Raw genomic sequence first — 19,926 nt, 5'->3', positions numbered from 1 at the left:
AGCTATGTGCGGAATCATCGGTTACGTGGGTCCTCGGCAGAGCCAGGACATCCTGCTGGCGGGCTTGTCCCGGCTGGAATATCGGGGCTACGACTCCGCAGGCATCGCCGTGATCGACGGTGACGGGGGCCTCGGCATGCGCAAGCGCGCCGGCAAGCTCGCCGTGCTGCGTGACGACCTGGCATCCACGCCCCTGGCCGATGGCACCACGGGCATCGGGCACACGCGCTGGGCCACGCACGGCGGACCGACGGACGCCAACGCACACCCGCACCTCGCGGACGACGACAAGCTCGCCGTCATCCACAACGGGATCATCGAGAACTTCGCCGAGCTCAAGAGCGAGCTCGTGGGCGAAGGCGTGAGCTTCCGCAGCGAGACCGACACCGAGGTCGCGGCCGCCATGATCGGTCGCGAGTACGCCCGCACCGGCGACCTGGTCTCGGCCTTCCGTGCCGTGGTGTCGCGCCTCGAAGGTGCCTACACACTGCTCGCGATGCACAAGGACCACCCGGGCCTCGTCGTCGGCGCACGCCGCAACTCTCCGCTGGTGATCGGTCTGGGCGAGGGCGAGAACTTCCTCGGCTCCGACGTGGCCGCGTTCGTCGAGCACACCCGCAAGGCCCTCGCGATCGGCCAGGACGAGATCGTCGCGATCACGCCCGGGGGCGTCGAGGTCACCGACTTCTCCGGTGCGCCGGTCGAGGTCGAGGCCTTCGAGGTCACGTGGGACGCGTCCGCCGCAGAGAAGGGCGGCTGGTCGTCGTTCATGGCGAAGGAGGTCTCCGAGGAGCCCGAGGCCGTCGCCAACACCCTCCGCGGTCGCATCCACGAGGGTCGCGTCGAGATCCCCGAGCTCGACGGGATGGACGAGTTCCTCGCCGACATCGACCGCATCCTCGTCATCGCATGCGGCACCGCCGCCTACGCCGGCATGGTCGGCAAGTACGCGCTCGAGACGTGGACGCGCGTCCCCGTCGACGTCGAGCTCGCGCACGAGTTCCGCTACCGCGACCCGGTGCTCTCGCCCCGGACCCTCGTCGTCTCGATCAGCCAGTCCGGCGAGACCATGGACACTCTGATGGCCGTGAAGTACGCCCGGGCGCGCGGCGCGAAGACGCTGTCGATCTGCAACACGCAGGGTGCCACCATCCCGCGCGAGTCGGATGCCATCGTGTATACGCACGCCGGCCCCGAGGTCGCCGTCGCCTCGACGAAGGCCTTCGTCGCGCAGATCACGGCGTTGTACCTGCTCGCGCTGCACGTGGGTCGTGTGCGCGGCGCGGTGGACCCCGTCGCCGCCGTCGACGCGGTCACCGAGCTCGAGGCCGTCCCCGCGAAGATCGCCCGCGTGCTCGAGAACGAGCAGGCCCGCATCGAGCAGCTCGCGCACTGGATGGCCGACACCCGTTCGGTGCTGTTCCTCGGCCGCAACGTCGGGTACCCGATCGCGCTCGAGGGTGCGCTGAAGCTCAAGGAGCTGGCGTACATCCACGCGGAGGGCTTCGCCGCGGGCGAGCTCAAGCACGGGCCCATCGCGCTCATCGAGCCCGGTCAGCCGGTGTTCGTCGTGGTGCCCTCGCCGCGCGGTTCGGGCGAGATGCACAAGAAGGTCGTCTCGAACATCGAGGAGATCCGCGCCCGTGGTGCCCGCGTGATCGCGATCGCCGAAGAAGGAGATGTCGCGGTGCTCCCGGCCGCCGACGAAGTCCTCCGTATCCCGCTCGCTGCCCCGCTGTTCGAGCCGCTCCTCGCTGTCGTGCCGCTGCACATCTTCGCCATGGGCCTCGCCGAGGCCAAGGGCCTGGACGTCGACCAGCCGCGCAACCTGGCGAAGTCGGTGACGGTCGAATAGGACCGGATGGTTTGAGGGCCGGATGCCAATGGCATCCGGCCCTTCTTCCTTTTGGGGGCGATGAGGCGAAAAGGAGAGTTCTCTCATCTTCGATCGGGAACGTCGCCGGTCTGCTTACGGTGGGAGGGCGGTTATTGCTCCGCGGGGCGCGGGGAAATGACCCGACAATGATCTTCTCGGGGGTGGATGGATGCCGGACGCGATCAAGGTCGATGCGATTCCCGGCGCCGCTATCGACCCGGATGCCATCGAGGAGAACGCCCGCACGATCCGGACGATTTCCGGTCAGGTGTCGGAGCACGGTTCGAACGTGCACTTCACGTGGCAGGGGATGGCCAATGTCTACGAGGCTCCGGAATCGCCCACCCTGCTGGGGTTGATGGCCCCGGTGAGTTCGCAGGCCACGCAGGTCGGTGACAATCTCGCCGAGGTGTCGGCCGCGCTGATTGCGTTCGCCGCTGACGTGCGTCCGATCAAGGCGGAGCTGGATTCATTGCGCGCCGAGGCGCAGAGGTTCGTGGACTCGATCCAGGGCGGCGTGCGGGTGCAGGAGATCAACCCGGCGTGGACGGCGGCGCAGTCGCCGTACGGTGGCGCGACCGCGATGCCGGCGTATGAAGGTTCGTGGGGCTCCTCGACGACGGGGCCGTCGAGCACGGCGGCGCCGGAGAAGTACCGCACGGTCACGAAGGAGTGGCACGAGTCGCAGGAGCACGTCGACCGCAACAACGGGCTGATCGCGGCCGTGAATGCTCAGCAGGTGAAGCTGTGGGAGGCGGAGCGCGCGTGCGCGAACCGCATCCGCGCGCTGTACGGCGCGCAGCCGTTGCACGCCGCGACGAGCGAAGACGACGCGCTGGGCTACGGCATCTCGGAGATCCCCGGAGGCACCGAGGTGCCCTGGGGTGCCGAGGTGGAACGCACCGAGGGCTGCGGCGAAGCCACCCTCCGGTTCGTCGGAGAAGACTTCCTCTGGAACGGCATCATCGTCGGTGGCGTGTGGGGCACCATCCAGGGACTCATGACCCTCGCCGCCGGCTGGAATCCCGAGACCAAGCAGTTCGGTTCGAGAGAGGCGTGGCAAGGGGCGTGGGGCGGGCTGTTATTGCTCGGCGTCGGGTTCCTCCAGCAGTCGGAGCCGCTGAGGTCTCTCGTCTGGGCGGACGATGTCGCGGGACTCTTCGGCGGGCAGATTCTGCCCTCGGAGGTGCGGGACCTCCGTCGGGCGTCGGGGGAAGCCTGGCTGAACACGGGTAAGGCACTCATCGCATGGGACAAGTGGCAGGACGAACCGGGTGCCGCGCTGGGTGAGTCCGGTTTCAATGTCGCGACGATTCTGATCCCGGCGGGCGTCGCCGTCTCGGGGGTGAAGACTGCCGCGGGAACGGCATCCGCGCTGGGGCGGACCGGCGAGATCGCGTCGACATTCGTGCGTGGCACCGGGCACGTGGGGCAGTTCCTCGATCCGATGACGCACCTCGGTGCGGGCGTGCAGAAGATTGCGACGGGAGCCTGGCGCAGCATCGGGGGACTCGCGGATCGACTGCGCCGTGCAGTGGCGGACGACCTGTCGACGCACGTCGCGCCCCCGCTGACCCTCCCGGACGCGGCGACGGCGATGCGGACGCTGCAGGATGCGGGCGTCGACATGAACGCTGTGGTGGCGCGCACCGACAATGGCATCCCCGTCTACGAGTTCCCGCCGACCAGTGCTCTTCCTGCGGGGCGCATCGAACTGCCGCCGGGGGCGTGGCCTGAGCTCCGCGGGGGCGGAGCGGTGGATGCCGCTGTCCCGGTGCGTGAGCCTGAACTCGTGGCCGCGGGTGGCGTCCGTGGCGAGACCGGGCCCGGGCCGGTCGCCTCGATCGTCGACGAGTCGCCTCCGCGACCCGAGACGGGCGCCGGCGCCGAGTCGGGTGGCAGCCACGGGGCCGTCGCCGAGGGCGCGGGCGGCGGGCGTGGTGGGGGCCACGGCGGGAGCGGCGCAGGTTGGGGACATGGCGACGACGGGATCGGCGCGGGCCCCGGCGACGATCTCCACGGCGGAACCCCGGACGACCTCTCGGGTCACGGTCCGCACGACGACGTTCCGCCGGGGACGGACCCCGGAGACGGTGCACATTCCGGCGGGGGTGTGGATGCCGCCGTGCATCCCCGGTTCGAGCACACCCCCGAATGGCTGCAACGCATCCTCGACCGCGACGACCTGCTGCCGTGGGAACGCCAGCGGTGGAACGGTGTCGCCTTCGACTACGAACAGCGACCCCGATACCCTGAGAACGAGGTGCTCACGGCCGACGGGAAGCGACTTGACTCGTATGTCTCCGGTCGCGAGATCGTCTCGCGGAAGTACACCCAGCTGAGCGAGATATCGGAGGAGACCGCGAAGCGGTACATCGCGGAGATCGAGCGGAAGTATTCGCCGGGTACGCCATTGTCGGATGGGCGGCGCCTCCGCGGGCGCCCATTCCTCGAGGTTCCGGTCCAGGAGTTCGACGTGCCGCGTTCCATCGTGGATTATGCGCGTACTTTCCGGCCCCCGGTCCTCATCCGTGACACTCTGGGGAGAATATATGGATACGAATAAGGCTCATCGAGTTGTTTATGGTCGCGCATGGGATGACCTTGGCCTGCAAATGGGTGGAATCATATCGTCGGACGAGGCTCGTCGTCGTTTCCTCGACGGCGGCAAGGATGACTGGTTCAGCGTCGGGGCGTATGCGGATGGTGTTCCGGATGGGGCGGCGCCGGAGTACACGATGGAGGTCACCCCGCAGGGGGGGTTCATCAGTGTGAGTTTCTACGATCAGTTGTGCCGGGTGCGTATTGAGTTTCTGTTCGGGAAGACGGATGCGGGTGTGATGTTCCTCGAGGAGATATACGACTTCCGTTATGCGGATGAATCGACCTACCATCTGCGATCAGACAGTATCCTCACGACAAACTACAGATATCGCCCAGATGGGTCGATGCATTGGTATCGCGATGATGCGGTGAAGGGGGTGATCGAGGAGGCGGATTACCGCGACATCGATGTGAGCACTCATTGGGAGCCGGTGCCGGAGTTCGGGGACTGGGCGTCGATCACCCGCTTCGACCGGGCCAAGCCGGTGGGGGCGTAACGCGGGATGCGCACCGTATACGGCAGGGCCTGGGACCATATGCGTTCGCATATTGGCGGCGTGATCGGCGAGGAACAGGCACGGCTACGTTTCCTCGACGGCGGCAAGGATGACTGGTTCAGCGTCGGGGCGTATGCGGATGGTGTTCCGGATGGGGCGGCGCCGGAGTACACGATGGAGGTCACCCCTCAGGGTGGGTTCATCAGTGTGAGTTTCTACGATCAGTTGTGCCGGGTGCGTCTTGAGTTTCTGTTCGGGAAGACGGACGCGGGCGTGATGTTCCTGGAGGAGATCTACGATTTCCGTTACCCGGATGAGACGACGTATTACATCCGGTCGGGATGCGTGACGAACACGAATTACCGGTATCGCCCGGATGGGTCTATGCATTGGCGCCGGTCGGACAAGGCCGCGAACGTGAACGAGGAGGCGGATTACCGCGACATCGACGTGTCCACTCATTGGGAGCCGGTGCCGGAGTTCGGGGAGTGGGCGTCGATCACCCGCTTCGACAGGACCAAGCCGGCGTCCTGAGACTGCCCCTCCCGCCGCGCGGCCCGGACACCGTCCTCACGGCAGAATGGACAGGATGCCAGGGAGGGAGGGCGCATGATCGTCGGAATCGGCGTCGACCTGGTCGACGTGCCGCGCTTCGAGCAGCAGCTCGCGCGGACCCCGCGCCTCCTCGAGCGCCTCTTCGCGCCGGCGGAGCGCCTACTCAAGCCCCGCTCGCTGGCCGCCCGATACGCCGCGAAGGAAGCGCTGATCAAAGCGCTGGGCGGGTCCGACGGGGTGTACTGGACCGACATCGAGGTGACGCCCGAGCCCTCGGGCCGCCCGACGTTCACGCTGACCGGCGAGACCGCCGCGACGGTGTCCGCGCGGGGAATCACCGCGCTGCACCTGTCGATGTCGCACGACGCGGCGCTCGCCACCGCGTACGTCATCGCCGAGGCCGGCCTCGCCGCGTCCGAGGCCGGGCCCGCTGAACCGACCCGGGAGGGCGTCGTATGAGGATGGCATCCGGAGTCCTGCGCGAAGCGCTGATCGACGTCGACGCGATCGCCGAGAACGTGCGCCACCTGCGCCGCCTGACCGGCGTCGAGGTCATCGCGGTCGTCAAGGCCGAGGGGTACGGGCACGGCGCGCATCGCGCGGCCGTCGCGGCGCTGCGCGGTGGGGCGACCCGCATCGGCGTCTCCGACATCGACGAAGCGCTCGCCCTGCGGCGCCGAGGAATCCGCGCGCCGCTCTTCGCGTGGCTGCACGCTCCCGGTGCGTCGTTCTCCGAGGCCGTCCGCGAGGACATCGAGCTCGGGATCTCCGACATCGACCAGCTGCTGCGTGCGGGCGACGCGGCGCAGGGCGACCGGCCCGCGGCCGTGCACCTGAAGATCGAGACGGGTCTGTCGCGCAACGGCATCGCGCCCGCGGACTGGCGCGTCGTGTTCTCCGAGGCCGCGCGCCTCGAGCGCATCGGACGCCTGCGGGTCGTCGGGCTCTTCTCGCACCTGTCGAACACGAGCGAAGCCGACGACCGGGCCGCGCTGGCGAGGTTCGAGGAGGGCGTCGTGCTCGCGGCGGCTGCCGGGCTGAACCCACCGCTCCGGCACATCGCGGCGACGCACGCCGCGATCGCCCTGCCCGAGGCGCGGCTGAACGCGGTGCGCATCGGCATCGGGATCTACGGCATCTCGCCGTTCGACGACCGGTCCTCGGCGGACCTGGGTCTTCGTCCCGCGATGACGCTGCGCGGTGCGGTCGCCGCGGTCCGCCGCGTGCCCGCGGGCACCGGCGTCTCGTACGGCTACGCGTACCGCACGGAGACCGACACCACGCTGGCGCTCGTGCCCCTCGGGTACGCGGACGGCGTCCCGCGCCAGGCGTCCGGTCGCGGCCCGGTGACGATCAACGGCCGACGCTTCACGGTCGCGGGCCGCATCGCCATGGACCAATTCGTCGTCGATGTCGGCGACCACCCCGTCGCCGTCGGTGACGAGGCGGTGCTGTTCGGCGACCCGACGCTCGGCGTGCCGTCGGCGAGGGACTGGGCGGATGCCGCCGACACCATCGACTACGAGATCGTGACGCGGATCGGCGCGCGCGTGCCGCGACGGGAGGTGGGCGCGTGAGCGTTCCCGACGAGCTGCTGGGCGAGCGCGAGATCGCCGGCCCCGCCGACATGGAGGAGCTCGGCCGTGCCCTCGGCCGCGCCCTCGAGCCCGGTGACGTGGTCGTGCTCACCGGTCCGCTCGGCGCCGGCAAGACGACCCTGACCCGCGGGATCGGCGAGGGGCTCGGCATCCGTGGTCCGGTCCAGAGCCCGACGTTCGTGATCGCGCGGACGCACCCGTCGCTCGTGGGTGGCGCCCCTCTCGTGCACGTGGATGCCTATCGCCTCGGGGCCGCCGTCGAGCTCGACGACCTCGATATCGACGTGGAGCATTCGGTCGTGATCGTGGAATGGGGCCGCGGCGTCGCGGACCACCTCGCCGACGGCTGGTGGGAGATCGAGATCTCCCGCCAGACCGGCGGACGAGGCGTCGACAACGCGTGCGGCGAGATCGCCCCGCACACCCTGGACCTCGATGCGGACGCTCCGCGGACGGTGACGGTGTCGCGGAGGCCGTGAACGGTCAGGTCGGCTGGCGGTCGCGCGACGCGTTCGAGCGGCGGTCGGGCTCGGCGGTCCAGACGTCGCGCAGGGCGCGGAGCGTCTCGTACGCCTGCTCGACGTGGGCGAAGTGGCCGCTGTCGTCCAGCACGGTCTCGCGATAGCCGGGGATGCGGCGGCGGGCGTCGCGCGCGTCGTGGTGCCCGGCGAAGACGTCGTGGCGACCGCGAACGGCCCGCACCGGTGCGGTGATCCTCTTCCAGGCGGCGTCGTCGTGGGTGCGAGCGGCGCGCGCCGCGGAGAGGAAGGCCGCCGGGCGGATCTCGTCGGCGAGCGCATCCGAGACCGCCGGGTCGACGCGGTCCGGATGCCGGAACAGAGGGCGCGCGAACACGCGCAGCGCGCCGACGCGACGCAGACCACGCAGCAACGGACGGGCGAGCGGACCGAGGCCCCGGAGGATCCCCATGGCCACGACCATGCCGCCGAACGCGGGGAGCGTCAGCCATCCGGTCAAGGGGCGGCGCACCACGGCACGCACCGCGGCGCCGGTGGGGGAGACGAGCCCGACGGCGACGGTCTGCGCGGGGAATCGTGCCGCGACGTCCAGGGCGATCACGGCGCCGAGCGAGTGGCCGACGACGCGCCACCGGGGGTATCCGAGGGCGCGGGCGACCGCGACGACGGCCTCCGCGGCATCCTGCGGCGAGGGTGCCGGGCCCGGGGACTCGCCCCACCCGGGCAGGTCGATCGCGATGACGTCATCGAGCGGGATGCCGAGCCGATCGGCCGCGCTGAGGAGTGGCATCCACGTCTTCCATGACCCCGCGGCACCGTGCAGCAGCACCGTCGCGACGGTGCCGGCTGAGCGTCGGCCGGCGTGCGCGACGATCGGCCCCGCGGCCGTCGGCACCACCAGTCGGCGCAGTTGTCTTTCCATGCCTCTTGTTCGGAGCGGAGCGCCTCGCCGGATGCCTGCAGGACTCCGGCAGTTCCCGCCGATCCGCGGCCACCGATGAGCGGCGCCGCGCGTTCTGCCGGAGTTGTGCGGGGTGGGCAGATGGCCCATGTCCCACTTATTGCGGTTGGCGGCGCCCTCAGGCAGCAAGAAGTGGGACATGCCCCGCCACAAGTGGGACGAGCGCCGCCGTGCATCCGCCAGCGAGCTCGGCGCGGAACCGATGCCCATGTCCCACTTATTGCGGTTCGCGGCGCCCTCAGGCAGCAAGAAGTGGGACATGCACCGCCAGAAGTGGGACGAGGTACCCGACCCACCGCCGACGGCACCGGTGTCGGACGCCCCGGATACCCTGGAACGGTGATCATCGGCATCGACACCTCCCTCGGCACCGCGGTGGCGGCCATCGCGCGCGATGGGGAAGTGCTCGCCGACGAGCAGAGCGCCAACGCTCTCGGACACGCCGAGGTCATCGGCGACCTGCTCCGCCGCGCCGCGCAGGCGGCGCCGACGCCCACGCACGTCGCGATCGGCATGGGCCCGGGGCCGTTCACGGGACTCCGCGTCGGCATCGCCACCGCGCGCGCCTTCGCGCTGGGGCGCGGCATCCCGGTCGTCCCCGTGCCGAGTCACGACGGCGCCGCGCTCGGCATCCTGCTCTCCGACGCCCTCACCGGCACCGAGACCCCGCGCTTCGCCGTCGTCACCGACGCCCGCCGCAAAGAATTCGCGTACAGCGTCTACGACGGCGTCGACGACGACGGCCTCCCGATCCGGATCATGGATGCCACGCTCAGCCCCCGCGACGACCTCGACGCCCGGCTCGCCGAGGTCGGAGCCGAGCGCTACGACGCGACGAGCGTGTCGGCCGCGATGATCGCGCTCGCCGCGGCCCGCGCGCTCGACGCCGGTCGCGAGCTCGCCGGCTCCGAGCCGCTGTACCTCCGCAGCCCCGACGTCGTCGCGGCCCACGCCCCGAAGCGGGTGAGCGCGTGAGCACCCGCGCGGCGACGCTCGACGACCTCGACGCGATCATGGCGCTCGAACACGCATCGTTCCCGACCGACGCGTGGAGCCCCGCGATGATGCGCGAAGAGCTCGCGTCGCCGCACGGCTGGTACGTCGTCGTCGAAGAGGCCGGTCGCCTCGTCGGCTACGCGGGGCTTCGCGCCGTCCGCGGGGCGAAGGATGCCGACATCCAGACGATCACGATCGCCGAGACCGCGCGCGGTCGCGGCCGCGGCCGCGCGTTGCTGACCGAACTGCTCGAGGAAGCGGAGCGCCGCGGCGTGCACGACGTGTTCCTCGAGGTGCGCGCCGACAACCCCGTCGCGCAGGCCCTGTACACGTCGGAAGGCTTCGCCGAGGTCGGCCGCCGCCCGCGGTACTACCAGCCCGACGACGTCGACGCGATCGTCATGCAGCTCGACCTGCGCGCGTGGGCCGCGCGCCGCACGCCCGACGACGCGGCGGCAGCCGACGCGACCGGAAAGGGATGGTGCTGATGGACGCGCCCCTCGTGCTCGGCATCGAGACCAGCTGCGACGAGACCGGGATCGGGATCGTCCGCGGTCGACAGCTGCTGAGCAACACGATCGCCTCGAGCATGGACGAACACGCGCGGTACGGCGGCGTCGTGCCCGAGGTCGCGGCCCGCGCGCACCTCGAGGCGCTGCAGCCGTCGATCGACGCGGCGCTCGCCGAAGCCGGCGTGACGCTCGACGAGATCGACGCCGTCGCCGTCACGAGCGGCCCCGGACTCGCCGGTGCCCTGATGGTCGGCGTCGGCGCGGCCAAGGGCCTCGCCGTCGCCCTCGACAAGCCGCTCTATGCCGTGAACCACCTCGTCGGCCACATCGCCGCCGACATCCTCGACGCCGACGCCGGCGAACTGGAGTACCCCACGGTCGCGCTGCTCGTGAGCGGCGGCCACACGTCTCTGCTCCTCGTCCGCGACCTCACCAGCGACGTCGAACTGCTCGGTGAGACGATGGACGACGCCGCGGGCGAGGCGTTCGACAAGGTCGCGCGCCTGTTGAAGCTGCCGTACCCCGGCGGCCCCGAGATCGATCGTGCCGCGGCTTCCGGCGACCCCACCGCGATCCGCTTCCCCCGCGGGCTCTCGCGCGCCTCCGACATGGCATCCCACCGCTACGACTTCTCGTTCTCGGGCCTCAAGACCGCCGTCGCCCGGTGGGTCGAGCAGCACGAGGCGGCGGGGCAGCCGGTGCCGGTCGCCGACGTCGCGGCGTCGTTCCGCGAGGCCGTCGTCGACGTGCTCGTCACCAAGGCCCTCGACGCGTGCGACCGCTACGGGGTGCCGCGCCTCCTCCTCGGCGGGGGAGTGATCGCCAACAAGCGTCTGCGCGACGTCGCCCTCGAACGCGCCGCCGCCGCCGGCGTCGCCGTGCGCATCCCGCCGCTGCGGCTCTGCACCGACAACGGCGCCATGATCGCCGCGCTCGCCGCCGAGCTCATCGCCTCGGGTCGTCGCCCGTCGACCCTCGCCTTCGGTGCCGACTCCACGCTTCCGGTCACCGAGATCCAGGTGGCCGAGGATCCGGATGCCGTGGCCCCGGCGCCGCTCCCCGCCCGGGCGACCTCATGAGCGAGACGCAGCCGCCGCCGAGCCGGCGCGCACTCAAGGCGACCGAGGCCGAGGCAGCCCCCACGGCCGCGGAGCAGATCGCTGCCGGCGATGCGTTCGACGACCACCGGCTGCCCACGGCGCAACTCGAGCGCGCGGCGTTCGGCGAGCACGTCGTGCCGTGGAGCCCGCCGGTGCCGGTCGCACCGCCGTCCGTCGCGCCGTGGGCCCTGGCCGTCGCGATCGCCGCCCTGATCGCGTCGCTGTTCGCGGGTGTCCTGCTGCCGCTCGGCGTGATCGCGATCGTCATGTCGATCATCTCGCTGCGCCGGGCGCACGACAGCCGCCGCGTCGCGATCTGGGCGCTCGCCCTCGCGGTGCTTTCGGTGGTCTTCAGCGCCGGGTGGCTGCTGTGGGCGCTGCCGCAGCTGTCACCGGTCTGACCCGCGCAGCTCTCCGAGAACCTCCGACACGATCTCCCGGATGCCGGGATGCTCCGCGGTGCGTCCGACGCGCGGCCCCACCGCCGGCCCCGGCACCGTGTGACCGCCCCCGCGCACGATGTACAGGGTCACCGGCGGGCGCCCCGCCTCGCGATAGGCGAGGGTCTCCACCGGGACCTTCGCGGATGCCGCGGGGTCGCTTCGCTGCGGCGCGACCGTGATTCCGTTCCGCTGCGCGAAGTACTCCGCCGTCGCGACCGCGGAGAGCGTCCGGCCGTCGATCGAGAAAACCTTGCGCACCCACCACGACATCCGACCGCCCTCGAACGGAATGATCGGGTCGGCCGTCCCCGCCACGATCGCCACCGGGACGGGATGATCGGTTCGCGTGGAGAACTCCGCGCTGAAGTTCTCACGTTCGGGCATGGTCGCTGCCACGATCACGCCGCCGGCGAGGAGCTCCGGGGCATCGTGGAGAAGCCGGATGACCATCTGGCCGCCGTTGGAGAATCCGATCGCGACGACCGACCCGGTGTCGATTCCGTGGCTCTCGGCGAGCGATGACACGACCGCGCGGGCGAAGGCGATGTCATCGACGTTCTCGCGCCGGGCGGGAAAGGAACTCTGGGCCCGGGCGTCGTTCCAATTGCTCCGGTATCCGTCGAGGTAGGCGACGACGACGCGGCCCTCCGCAGCCAGAGTATCGAGCGAGTGACCCGTGAAACGCCGGTGGCTCTCGCCGGTCTGCTTCGACCCGTGGAAGACGAGGAGAATAGGTCGTTTCGCCGGTCCGTCGGCGTCGCCGACCACGACGAAGGTCCGGGTCCGGCCGCCGGCCTCGACACGCGCGTTCATGATTCCCTCCCGCCCCGCGGCCCTCTGCCCGGTGGCGTGGGAGAGCGTATAGATTGACATCGTGTCAAGGTCAAGGTGGGGTTCATGAGGATCGGCGAGGTCAGTCGGCGCAGCGGCGTGAGCCCGCGCTCCCTGCGGTACTACGAGCAGCTCGGACTCATCGCCTCCGAGCGCGAGTCCAACGGCTACCGCCGCTACGACCAGGTCGCGGTCGAGCGGGCGATCGTCATCCACATGCTGTTCGGAATGGACTTCCCGCGCGAGATCGTGACGTCGGTGCTCGCGTGCACGGGCGATGCGCCGGCCGAGGCCCACGACGCGCTGTATGCGCAGCTCGATCGGGTCCGCGCCGACCTGGGCGAGCGCATCGAGACGCTCGTGGCGACGCGGAGTCGCATCGACGAGTTCCTCGCGGAGCGCGCCTCGAGCGCCGCGGCCTGACGAGCGACTCAGCCCACGCGGTCGGCGAGCAGCGCGACGCGGCGCCCCGCGACGCGCGTCATGAGCAGCGTCGCCGATTCGTCGCCGCGCAGCGACAGGCGCGTCCGCAGCACGGCGGGGTCGACGTCCACGCCGCGCTTCTTGATCTCGAGCGTTCCGATGTGGCGTTCCCGCAGCGCCCGGGCGAGCTTCTTCGTGTCCGCGGGCAGCTCCTCGCGCACGCGGAACGACGAGACGAAGGGGCTCGTGAGCGCCGCGTCCGAGGTCAGGTAGGCGATGCCCGGCGCGAGCATCCCGGCATCCAGGGAACGAGCGACCTCCCCGATGAGCCGCGCGCGGATCACGGCGCCGTCGGGTTCGTGCACGAAGGCGCCGAGCTCGCGCGGTTCGGCATCGGGGGCGTCGGCCGGGGCCGTCAGCTCCCAGGCATCGTCGCCGCGCACGACGAGCGCGGCGCGGCGGATGCCCTCCCGCGCCAGACTTCCCGCCCACAGGACCAGCTCGATCGTGGAGCCGTCGGCGCTGATCCACTGCGCCTCGACATCGTCCGGGATCAGCTCGCGGTCGAACGCTGGTCCGAGCTTCACTCCGCCCGGACGCTCCTGCAGCAGCCCGAAGACCCAGTCCAGCGACGGCGACCACTGGTCGGCCGATACGCGCCGCGTCTCGCCGTGCCCGGCGGTGCGCCGTGCGGGGTCGAGCCACACGGCATCCGCTCCGCCGAGGTCGGCATCCTCCGCGCGCCCGTGCGCCACGGTGACGGCGTCGCCGAAGGGCGCGAGGTTGTACGCGGCGATCGCGGCCGTGACCTCGTCGGCGTCGACGGCGTGCACGCGGATGCCGAGTCCCGCGAGGCCCAGAGCATCGCCGCCGATCCCGCAGCCGAGGTCGGCCACCGACGTGACGCGCGCGGCACGGAAGCGTCCCGCATGCCGCGCCGCGATCGACAGCCGCGTCGCCTGTTCCAGCCCTGCGCGCGTGAAGAGCATGCGGTCGGCGAACGGTCCGAACTTCGCACCGGCCTTGACGCGGAGCCGGGCCTGGCCGACGACGGCGGCGACGAGATCGGGGGAGTGGCCGGCGGCGCGCAACCGCGACACCGCGCGCGCGGCTTCGTCGGTCGTGGTGAGCGGGCCCACCTCGTCGAGCAGGGTCAGCCCGGCGGGGGTGAGCAGGGCGGTCAGCTCGGCGATCTCCACCGGGCCAGCCTAGGTGCCGAAAGTGTTGGCACTCGCGTTGCGTGAGTGCCAGCGCTTCTCTACACTCGGATTAGCACTCTCCCCGCGTGAGTGCTGACAAGTCTTCTGTAACGAGAAAGAAGAGGTAGACCGTGTCGGTTTCCATCAAGCCGCTCGAGGACCGCATCGTCATCAAGCAGGTCGAGGCTGAGCAGACCACCGCGAGTGGTCTCGTCATCCCCGACACCGCCAAGGAGAAGCCGCAGGAGGGCGAGGTCGTCGCCGTCGGTCCCGGCCGTATCGACGACAACGGCAACCGTGTCCCCCTCGACGTCACCGTCGGCGACCGCGTTCTGTACAGCAAGTACGGCGGCACCGAGGTCAAGTTCGGCGCCGAGGAGTACCTCGTGCTCTCGGCCCGCGACGTCCTCGCGGTCGTCGTTCGCTGATCGCTTCGCGAATTCCTCGAAACCCCGGATGCCTCGGCATCCGGGGTTTTCGTTTGCCCGCTTACGCCCCGTGACCCGCCGCCCGGCCGGGACGCGCGCTCCCGAATACGCTGGAGGGATGACCGCGAATCTGGCCGCGCGCCTGAGTGAGACGCTCCCCGCCGGACGCATCATCGACGACCCGGCTCTCGTCGCGGCGCAGGCGACCGACTCGTCGCGGCACCCGGCTCCGCGCGCCGCTCTGGTCGTGCGGCCGCGCAGCGCCGAAGAGGTCGCCGCCGTGCTCCGCGTGGCGAACGAGACCGGGACCCCCGTGATCCCGCAGGGTGCGCGCACGGGCCTCGTCGGCGGATCCGCCGCGATCGAGGGCGCGATCCTCCTCGACCTCACCTCGATGGATGCCATCCTCGCCATCGACGTCGCCGAGGGCACCGCGGTGGTGCAGCCGGGGGTCATCGTCGCCGATCTGCAGCGCGCCGCCGCGGCCCGCGGGCTCTTCTACGCGCCGGATCCGGCTTCGGCCGAATGGGCCACGATCGGCGGGACGATCGCGACGAACGCCGGCGGCATGCGCTGCATCCGGTACGGGGTGACCCGGGATGCCGTCCTGTCGCTGCAGGTGGTCCTGGCCGACGGCTCGATCGAGCGCACGCGACCCGCGACCGTGAAGGGCGTCGCGGGGCTCGACCTGACGAGCCTCGTCGTGGGCTCCGAGGGAACGCTGGCCGTGATCACGGAGGCGACGCTCCGTCTCCTCCCCGCACCGGGCCCGGCCCGCGGTGTCCTGGGGCTGTTCCCCTCGACCGCCGCAGCGCTCGCCGCCGCGGCCGCGATCACCTCCGGCTCGCGTCTCCCGTCGACGCTCGAGTTCCTCGACGACACCGCGCTGCGCGGCATCCGGATCGCCCGTCCCGAGATCCCTCTCGACCCGGACGCGCGTTCCTGGCTGCTCGCGGTCACCGACTCCCTCGAGGGCGCGGACCACGATCTCGATCACTTCTCCGCGGTGTTCGCGGATCACGGCGCGCTGTCGGTCACCCGTGCCGACGACGAGGAGCGGCTCGACGACCTCCTCGCCGCCCGCCGCGCGCTGAACCCCGGACTGCAGGTGCTGTGGGGGGATGCCACGCACGGCGACCTCGCCGTCCCGCGGTCGCGGCTCGCCGAGTTCGCGAGCGAGGCCGAGCGCATCGGCCGCGAAACGGGTGCCGAGATCAGCCTCGCCGGGCACGTCGGGGACGGCAACCTCCACCCCACGGTCGTCTACGACGGGTCCGACCCGGTCGCGACGGAGGCCGCCCATCGCGCCGCCGCCGAACTCCTGCGGCTCGCGCAGAGCCTCGGCGGCACGGTCGCGGGGGAGCACGGCGTCGGTACCCTCAAGCTCGACGACGTGGACGGTGAGCTGTCCGCGCGGCTGCGGGCCCTGCAGCGCGAGATCAAGCGCGTCTTCGACCCCCGCGGCATCCTGAACCCGGGGCGGAAGCTCTAGACCGCCGAGCGTGCGCCGGACGAGAACGCCGCGAGGCGCTCGATCAGTTCGTCCAGCGTCGCGTCGTCCACGACGAGTCCGAGGCGCACGTGCCCGCGTCCACCCACGCCGAAGCCGTCGCCGGGGGCGATCCCGACCCGCGCTTCCTCCCGGAGCCGCTGCGCGAAGGCGACGGCATCCGTTCCCTCGGGCAGGCGCACCCACACGAAGAACGTTCCACGCGGCTCGATGACCTCCCAGCCGATGCGGCGGAGGCCCGCGACGACGAGGTCGCGGCGCCGGCGGTAGACCCCGACCAGCTCGTCGGCGGCGGACTGGTCGCCGAGCAGTGCCTCGGCTGCGGCTTCCTGCGTGGCGCCGAACATGGTGCTGAACGCGTGGGCCTGGTACCGGCGCATCGCCGAGATGAGCGACGCGTTCCCGGCGGCGAAGCCCACGCGCCACCCCGCCATGCTGTACGTCTTCGACAGCGTCTGGACCTCGACCGTGCGACCCTCGGCGCCGTCGACCGCGAGGGCGGACAGCGGGCGCTCGCCGAAGCCCAGGGACGCGTACGCGAAGTCGTGCACGAGCGCCGCTCCCACCCGCTCGGCGAAGCCGATCGCGGCCGTGAACGTTGCCGGCGTCGCCAACGCGCCCGTGGGGTTGTTCGGGTAGTTGAGCAGGACGAGGCGCGCCGCGTCGACGTGATCGAGCGCCGCGAAGTCGGGCTGGTAGTCGGGCTCGGTCAGCGGGAGCGCCTCCGCGCGCGCCTGCGCGAGGTCGACCGCCGAGGTGTACAGCGGATACCCCGGGTCGGGGAGCACGACGGTCGCACCGGGGTCGGCGAGCCCCAGCACCGCGGCCATCAGCGCCTCGTGCGAGCCGTGGAAGATCCCCACCTGCGTGTCGGGGTCGAGCTCGACCGCGTGATCGTCGCGATAGCGCTGCGCGACGCCCTCGCGCAGCGACCGGCGTCCCGCGTACGACGGATACCGATGGTTCGCGGGTTCCGCGACGAAGCCCTGCATCGCGTGCACGATGCGCTCCGGCGTCGGGAGGTCGGGGTTGCCCTTCGACACATCGATGAACCGCGGCCCCGGCAGCGCCGCGAGCCGGGCGTTCTCGGCATCCATCGCTCCCCAGAAGTTCGGGGGCAGGGCCGCCACCCGGGCGGCCGGCGCGAAGTCGACCACTATCACCGCCTCCGGAAGCGACGCGCGAGCGTCGACCCGATCGCCTGGATGCCTTGCACCAGCACGATCAGCATGAGGCACGTCACGATCATCGCGACGCCGTCGTACCGCTGGTAGCCGTACGACATGGCGAGGTCACCGAGGCCTCCCGCGCCGACGATGCCGGCCATGGCGGTCGCGTCGATGAGCCCGACGGTGGCGATGGTGATCGCGAGGATCAGCGAACCGCGCGCCTCGGGCAGGAGGAACCGCCAGAAGATCTGCAGCGGCGACGCCCCCATCGAACGGGCCGCTTCGACGACGCCCGCGGGCACCTCGAGGAGGGAGTTCTCGACGAGCCGCCCGATGTAGGGGGAGATCATGACCGTGAGGGGAACGATCGCGGCCCAGACGCCGATGCTCGTTCCGACGAGCAGGCGCGTGAACGGCAGGATCGCCACGAGCAGGATGATGAACGGCAGCGACCGGATCAGGTTGACCACGGTGCTGAGCACGACGTTGACCGGGGTGTTCTGCAGCACGCCGCCCCGGCGGGTGAGCGCGAGGATCGCGCCCAGGACGACGCCGAGGATCGACCCGATGACGAGGGAGACGCCGAGCATCTGCAGCGTCTCGCCGAGCGCGCGCAGGTACATCTCGGGGGTGACGAGCGTCCACTTGCCGTTCACGCCGTGACCTCCTCGAGCTCGACGACCCGCTCCGAGAGGTAGCGGCGCGCCTCGCGCATCTTCTCCGGGGTGCCGGTGACCTTGATGATCAGCTGGCCCACGGTGTGCTCCTGGATCTGGGTCATGTCGGCGTGGAGCATGTTCACGTCGACCCCGACATCGCGGATCAGGCCCGTGATCAGGGGCTGCTCGACCTCGGCATCCAGGAGGAGCATCCGCCAGAGACCCTCGCCGCCGAGCTGGTCGACGACCCGGCGGGGGAGCCCGCGCGGGACGATCGTGTCGACGAAATCGCGGGTCGCGTCAGCGCGGGGGCGCACGAAGGTGTCGAGCACGGTGCCGTGTTCCACGACCTCGCCGCCGGCCATGACGGCGACCTCGTGCGCGAGGTCCTTGATGACGTCCATCTCGTGGGTGACCACGAGGATCGTCGTGCCGTATTCGCGGTTGATGCGGCGCAACAGGTCGAGGATCTGCGCGGTCGTGGCGGGATCGAGCGCGCTCGTCGACTCGTCCGAGAGCAGGATCTTGGGGTTGCGGGCGAGCGCCCGCGCGATGCCGACGCGCTGCTTCTGTCCACCCGACAGGTCGCCGGGGTGGCTCGCGGCCTTGTCGGTCAGCCCGACGAAGTCGAGCACCTCGTCGGCGCGACGGCGGGCATCCGCCGGCGAGACGCCGTCGAGCCGCAGGGGGAGGGCGACGTTGTCGCGCGCCGAGAGGGTCTCGAGCAGGTTGAACTGCTGGAAGATCATGCCGGTGTTCTTCTGCGCGGCGCGCAGCGCGCGCCCGCGGAGCGACGAGATGTCGATGTCGTCGACGAGCACGCGTCCCGACGTCGGCTTCTCCAGGCCGTTGACCGTGCGGATGAGCGTGGACTTCCCCGCACCGCTGTATCCGATGACGCCGAAGATCGTTCCGGGGGCGACCTGAAGCGAGACATCCCGGAGGGCCGTCGTGGTGACGGCCCCCCGGGCGTAGCTCTTGGTCACCGCGTCGAAGACGATGCCTCCGCCCGCGGTGCCGCTCACTCGAACCAGGCCGGGAGCTGGTAGCCGGAGTAGTCGGGGGTGGACTTCACGTAGTCGATGAACTCCTGCGACTCGTACGCCGCCTTGATGGCCTGCGCCCACGGGGTGTCGACGTCGACCGAGCGCACCGCGACGACGTTGGAGAACTGCACGGGCTGGTTCTCGACGGCGAGGGCCTTGCCGTAGTCGAGGCCGCCCGAGACGATGAAGTTGCCCTGGATGGTGGCGTAGTCCACGTCCTGGAGCGCCGGGACCTGCTGTGCGTTCTCGATGGGCGTGATCTTCAGGTTCTTGGGGTTCGACGTGATGATCGACAGGTCGGCGGTGTTGGGGTCGTCGACGTCGGCGAAGTCGATCCAGCCCACGTCGCGGAGGATCAGCAGGCCGCGGTACAGGTTGGCGGGAGAGTTCGGCACGGTGACGGTCGAGCCGTCGGCCACGTCGGCGAGCGAGGTCTTCTTGCCGCCGAACAGCGCCATGCGCGGCGTCGGCACCTGCACGAGGGCGGCGTTGTCGATGTTCTCCTGCTTGTTGACGAAGTTCATGTAGACGGGGTGCTGCATGATGTTCGCGTCGATCTCGCCCGTGTTGACGGCCACGTTGACCGTGATGCCGTCGGTGAAGTCGACGGGCTCGATGCTGTAGCCCTCCTTCTCGAGGATGGGCTGGATTCCGCCCTGGAACATCTCCTTGTAGGGGCCGGGGTTGAAGCCGATCTTGATGTCCGTCTTGTCGGTCGACGCCTCGGTCGACGCGGGGCTGGACGTAGCGCCGCACGCGGTGAGACTCACGGCGAGCAGGGTCGCGGCCAGGGCGGCCGCTGCGGTACGGGCGATACTCATGGATCCTCCGGGACTCGGATGGTGCAGGACGGTGCTGCGCGATGCTGCGCGAGAGGTGGGGGGATGTCGACACAGGCGACGGGCCGACGCTATCCAGCGCGTCCGACTTCTCACGAAACGTGGTGTCACACGGGGCAACAGTTCACCCGTGGATGCCACCTCCGTCCGAGTGGCGTCTCTTGGCGCGGAATACAGGGTCTCCGGCAGAACCGCGACGCG

General features: G+C 70.7%; 21 protein-coding genes. 14 read left to right on the top strand and 7 right to left on the bottom strand.

Annotated elements, in window-relative coordinates; all coding sequences use genetic code 11:
- Positions 1-4 precede the first annotated feature (4 nt).
- The 7 genes from glmS (at position 5) to tsaE (ending at position 7,609) form a co-directional block, all read left to right on the top strand.
- Positions 5-1,855, top strand: coding sequence for a glutamine--fructose-6-phosphate transaminase (isomerizing) (gene glmS / locus RKD05_RS02775; RefSeq protein ID WP_424707889.1), 1,851 nt, complete (start codon positions 5-7; stop codon positions 1,853-1,855).
- Between the two features lie 190 nt (positions 1,856-2,045).
- Positions 2,046-4,442: a hypothetical protein gene (locus tag RKD05_RS02770; protein ID WP_424707888.1), complete on the top strand. Its 2,397-nt coding sequence runs from the start codon at positions 2,046-2,048 to the stop codon at positions 4,440-4,442.
- Positions 4,429-4,977, top strand: coding sequence for a hypothetical protein (locus RKD05_RS02765; protein ID WP_424707887.1), 549 nt, complete (start codon positions 4,429-4,431; stop codon positions 4,975-4,977). The genes RKD05_RS02770 and RKD05_RS02765 overlap by 14 nt, the downstream gene beginning before the upstream one ends.
- A 60-nt stretch (positions 4,978-5,037) precedes the next feature.
- A complete protein-coding gene (locus RKD05_RS02760; protein WP_424707886.1) occupies positions 5,038-5,511 on the top strand; it encodes a hypothetical protein in 474 nt (157 codons plus the stop codon).
- A gap of 75 nt (positions 5,512-5,586) precedes the next feature.
- Complete coding sequence (locus RKD05_RS02755) at positions 5,587-5,991, top strand: holo-ACP synthase (protein WP_424707884.1); 405 nt, start codon at positions 5,587-5,589, stop codon at positions 5,989-5,991.
- The gene (gene alr / locus RKD05_RS02750; RefSeq protein WP_424707883.1) at positions 5,988-7,109 is read left to right on the top strand and encodes an alanine racemase; all 1,122 of its coding nucleotides are present in this window, start codon (positions 5,988-5,990) and stop codon (positions 7,107-7,109) included. Before RKD05_RS02755 ends, alr begins: the two co-directional genes overlap by 4 nt.
- Positions 7,106-7,609 carry a tRNA (adenosine(37)-N6)-threonylcarbamoyltransferase complex ATPase subunit type 1 TsaE gene (gene tsaE / locus RKD05_RS02745; protein WP_424707881.1) on the top strand — a complete coding sequence of 168 codons (504 nt, stop codon included), beginning with the start codon at positions 7,106-7,108 and terminating at the stop codon, positions 7,607-7,609. Before alr ends, tsaE begins: the two co-directional genes overlap by 4 nt.
- Before the next feature lie 4 nt (positions 7,610-7,613).
- Here tsaE and RKD05_RS02740 read toward each other — a convergent pair whose 3' ends face one another.
- A complete protein-coding gene (locus RKD05_RS02740) occupies positions 7,614-8,531 on the bottom strand; it encodes an alpha/beta fold hydrolase (protein WP_424707880.1) in 918 nt (305 codons plus the stop codon).
- A 378-nt stretch (positions 8,532-8,909) separates the two neighbouring features.
- On the opposite strand from RKD05_RS02740, the gene tsaB reads away from it, so the two are divergent.
- Genes tsaB through RKD05_RS02720 form a run of 4 tightly spaced genes read left to right on the top strand, consistent with a single transcriptional unit; the run spans position 8,910 to position 11,579 of the window.
- Positions 8,910-9,545: a tRNA (adenosine(37)-N6)-threonylcarbamoyltransferase complex dimerization subunit type 1 TsaB gene (tsaB, locus tag RKD05_RS02735; protein ID WP_424707879.1), complete on the top strand. Its 636-nt coding sequence runs from the start codon at positions 8,910-8,912 to the stop codon at positions 9,543-9,545.
- Complete coding sequence (gene rimI, locus RKD05_RS02730) at positions 9,542-10,054, top strand: ribosomal protein S18-alanine N-acetyltransferase (protein ID WP_424707877.1); 513 nt, start codon at positions 9,542-9,544, stop codon at positions 10,052-10,054. The genes tsaB and rimI overlap by 4 nt, the downstream gene beginning before the upstream one ends.
- Positions 10,054-11,157: a tRNA (adenosine(37)-N6)-threonylcarbamoyltransferase complex transferase subunit TsaD gene (gene tsaD, locus RKD05_RS02725; RefSeq protein ID WP_424707876.1), complete on the top strand. Its 1,104-nt coding sequence runs from the start codon at positions 10,054-10,056 to the stop codon at positions 11,155-11,157. Before rimI ends, tsaD begins: the two co-directional genes overlap by 1 nt.
- Complete coding sequence (locus RKD05_RS02720) at positions 11,154-11,579, top strand: hypothetical protein (RefSeq protein ID WP_424707875.1); 426 nt, start codon at positions 11,154-11,156, stop codon at positions 11,577-11,579. The genes tsaD and RKD05_RS02720 overlap by 4 nt, the downstream gene beginning before the upstream one ends.
- On the opposite strand, the gene RKD05_RS02715 is transcribed toward RKD05_RS02720, so the two are convergent.
- The gene (locus RKD05_RS02715) at positions 11,568-12,434 is read right to left on the bottom strand and encodes an alpha/beta hydrolase family esterase (RefSeq protein WP_424707874.1); all 867 of its coding nucleotides are present in this window, start codon (positions 12,432-12,434) and stop codon (positions 11,568-11,570) included. The two genes, RKD05_RS02720 and RKD05_RS02715, sit on opposite strands and share 12 nt — an antisense overlap.
- Positions 12,435-12,518: 84 nt before the next feature.
- Here RKD05_RS02715 and RKD05_RS02710 point away from each other — a divergent pair, with 84 nt between their 5' ends.
- Complete coding sequence (locus tag RKD05_RS02710) at positions 12,519-12,875, top strand: MerR family DNA-binding transcriptional regulator (protein WP_424707873.1); 357 nt, start codon at positions 12,519-12,521, stop codon at positions 12,873-12,875.
- Positions 12,876-12,883: 8 nt separating this feature from the next.
- On the opposite strand, the gene RKD05_RS02705 is transcribed toward RKD05_RS02710, so the two are convergent.
- Complete coding sequence (locus RKD05_RS02705; RefSeq protein WP_424707872.1) at positions 12,884-14,074, bottom strand: class I SAM-dependent methyltransferase; 1,191 nt, start codon at positions 14,072-14,074, stop codon at positions 12,884-12,886.
- Positions 14,075-14,205: 131 nt separating this feature from the next.
- Here RKD05_RS02705 and groES point away from each other — a divergent pair, with 131 nt between their 5' ends.
- Entirely contained in the window at positions 14,206-14,502 is a 297-nt protein-coding gene (groES, locus tag RKD05_RS02700) for a co-chaperone GroES (protein WP_022877322.1), read from the top strand.
- A gap of 118 nt (positions 14,503-14,620) precedes the next feature.
- Positions 14,621-15,994, top strand: coding sequence for an FAD-binding oxidoreductase (locus RKD05_RS02695; protein WP_424707871.1), 1,374 nt, complete (start codon positions 14,621-14,623; stop codon positions 15,992-15,994).
- Here RKD05_RS02695 and RKD05_RS02690 read toward each other — a convergent pair.
- From RKD05_RS02690 to RKD05_RS02675, 4 genes are read right to left on the bottom strand one after another with little or no spacing between them, the layout of a single operon-like run.
- Entirely contained in the window at positions 15,991-17,169 is a 1,179-nt protein-coding gene (locus RKD05_RS02690; protein ID WP_424707870.1) for an aminotransferase class I/II-fold pyridoxal phosphate-dependent enzyme, read from the bottom strand. The genes RKD05_RS02695 and RKD05_RS02690 overlap by 4 nt on opposite strands.
- Before the next feature lie 2 nt (positions 17,170-17,171).
- Positions 17,172-17,837, bottom strand: coding sequence for a methionine ABC transporter permease (locus tag RKD05_RS02685; RefSeq protein ID WP_424707869.1), 666 nt, complete (start codon positions 17,835-17,837; stop codon positions 17,172-17,174).
- Positions 17,834-18,865: a methionine ABC transporter ATP-binding protein gene (locus RKD05_RS02680; protein ID WP_424707868.1), complete on the bottom strand. Its 1,032-nt coding sequence runs from the start codon at positions 18,863-18,865 to the stop codon at positions 17,834-17,836. Before RKD05_RS02680 ends, RKD05_RS02685 begins: the two co-directional genes overlap by 4 nt.
- A complete protein-coding gene (locus tag RKD05_RS02675) occupies positions 18,862-19,707 on the bottom strand; it encodes a MetQ/NlpA family ABC transporter substrate-binding protein (RefSeq protein ID WP_424707867.1) in 846 nt (281 codons plus the stop codon). The genes RKD05_RS02680 and RKD05_RS02675 overlap by 4 nt, the downstream gene beginning before the upstream one ends.
- Positions 19,708-19,926: the final 219 nt, after the last annotated feature.

Origin of the sequence: Microbacterium sp. SLBN-111 (assembly GCF_049739645.1) — a bacterium.
GTDB lineage: Bacteria > Actinomycetota > Actinomycetes > Actinomycetales > Microbacteriaceae > Microbacterium.
Note: the sequence above shows the minus strand (reverse complement) of the source record. Positions and strands in the feature narration are given on the sequence as shown.

Coding starts and splice junctions, on each gene's coding strand:
- RKD05_RS02765 (WP_424707887.1), top strand. CDS start 4,429: ATGGATACGAATAAGGCTCATCGAGTTGTTTATGGTCGCGCATGGGAT.
- RKD05_RS02755 (WP_424707884.1), top strand. CDS start 5,587: ATGATCGTCGGAATCGGCGTCGACCTGGTCGACGTGCCGCGCTTCGAG.
- RKD05_RS02770 (WP_424707888.1), top strand. CDS start 2,046: ATGCCGGACGCGATCAAGGTCGATGCGATTCCCGGCGCCGCTATCGAC.
- RKD05_RS02695 (WP_424707871.1), top strand. CDS start 14,621: ATGACCGCGAATCTGGCCGCGCGCCTGAGTGAGACGCTCCCCGCCGGA.
- tsaD (WP_424707876.1), top strand. CDS start 10,054: ATGGACGCGCCCCTCGTGCTCGGCATCGAGACCAGCTGCGACGAGACC.
- RKD05_RS02675 (WP_424707867.1), bottom strand. CDS start 19,707: ATGAGTATCGCCCGTACCGCAGCGGCCGCCCTGGCCGCGACCCTGCTC.
- RKD05_RS02710 (WP_424707873.1), top strand. CDS start 12,519: ATGAGGATCGGCGAGGTCAGTCGGCGCAGCGGCGTGAGCCCGCGCTCC.
- RKD05_RS02720 (WP_424707875.1), top strand. CDS start 11,154: ATGAGCGAGACGCAGCCGCCGCCGAGCCGGCGCGCACTCAAGGCGACC.
- alr (WP_424707883.1), top strand. CDS start 5,988: ATGAGGATGGCATCCGGAGTCCTGCGCGAAGCGCTGATCGACGTCGAC.
- RKD05_RS02740 (WP_424707880.1), bottom strand. CDS start 8,531: ATGGAAAGACAACTGCGCCGACTGGTGGTGCCGACGGCCGCGGGGCCG.
- glmS (WP_424707889.1), top strand. CDS start 5: ATGTGCGGAATCATCGGTTACGTGGGTCCTCGGCAGAGCCAGGACATC.
- RKD05_RS02715 (WP_424707874.1), bottom strand. CDS start 12,434: ATGAACGCGCGTGTCGAGGCCGGCGGCCGGACCCGGACCTTCGTCGTG.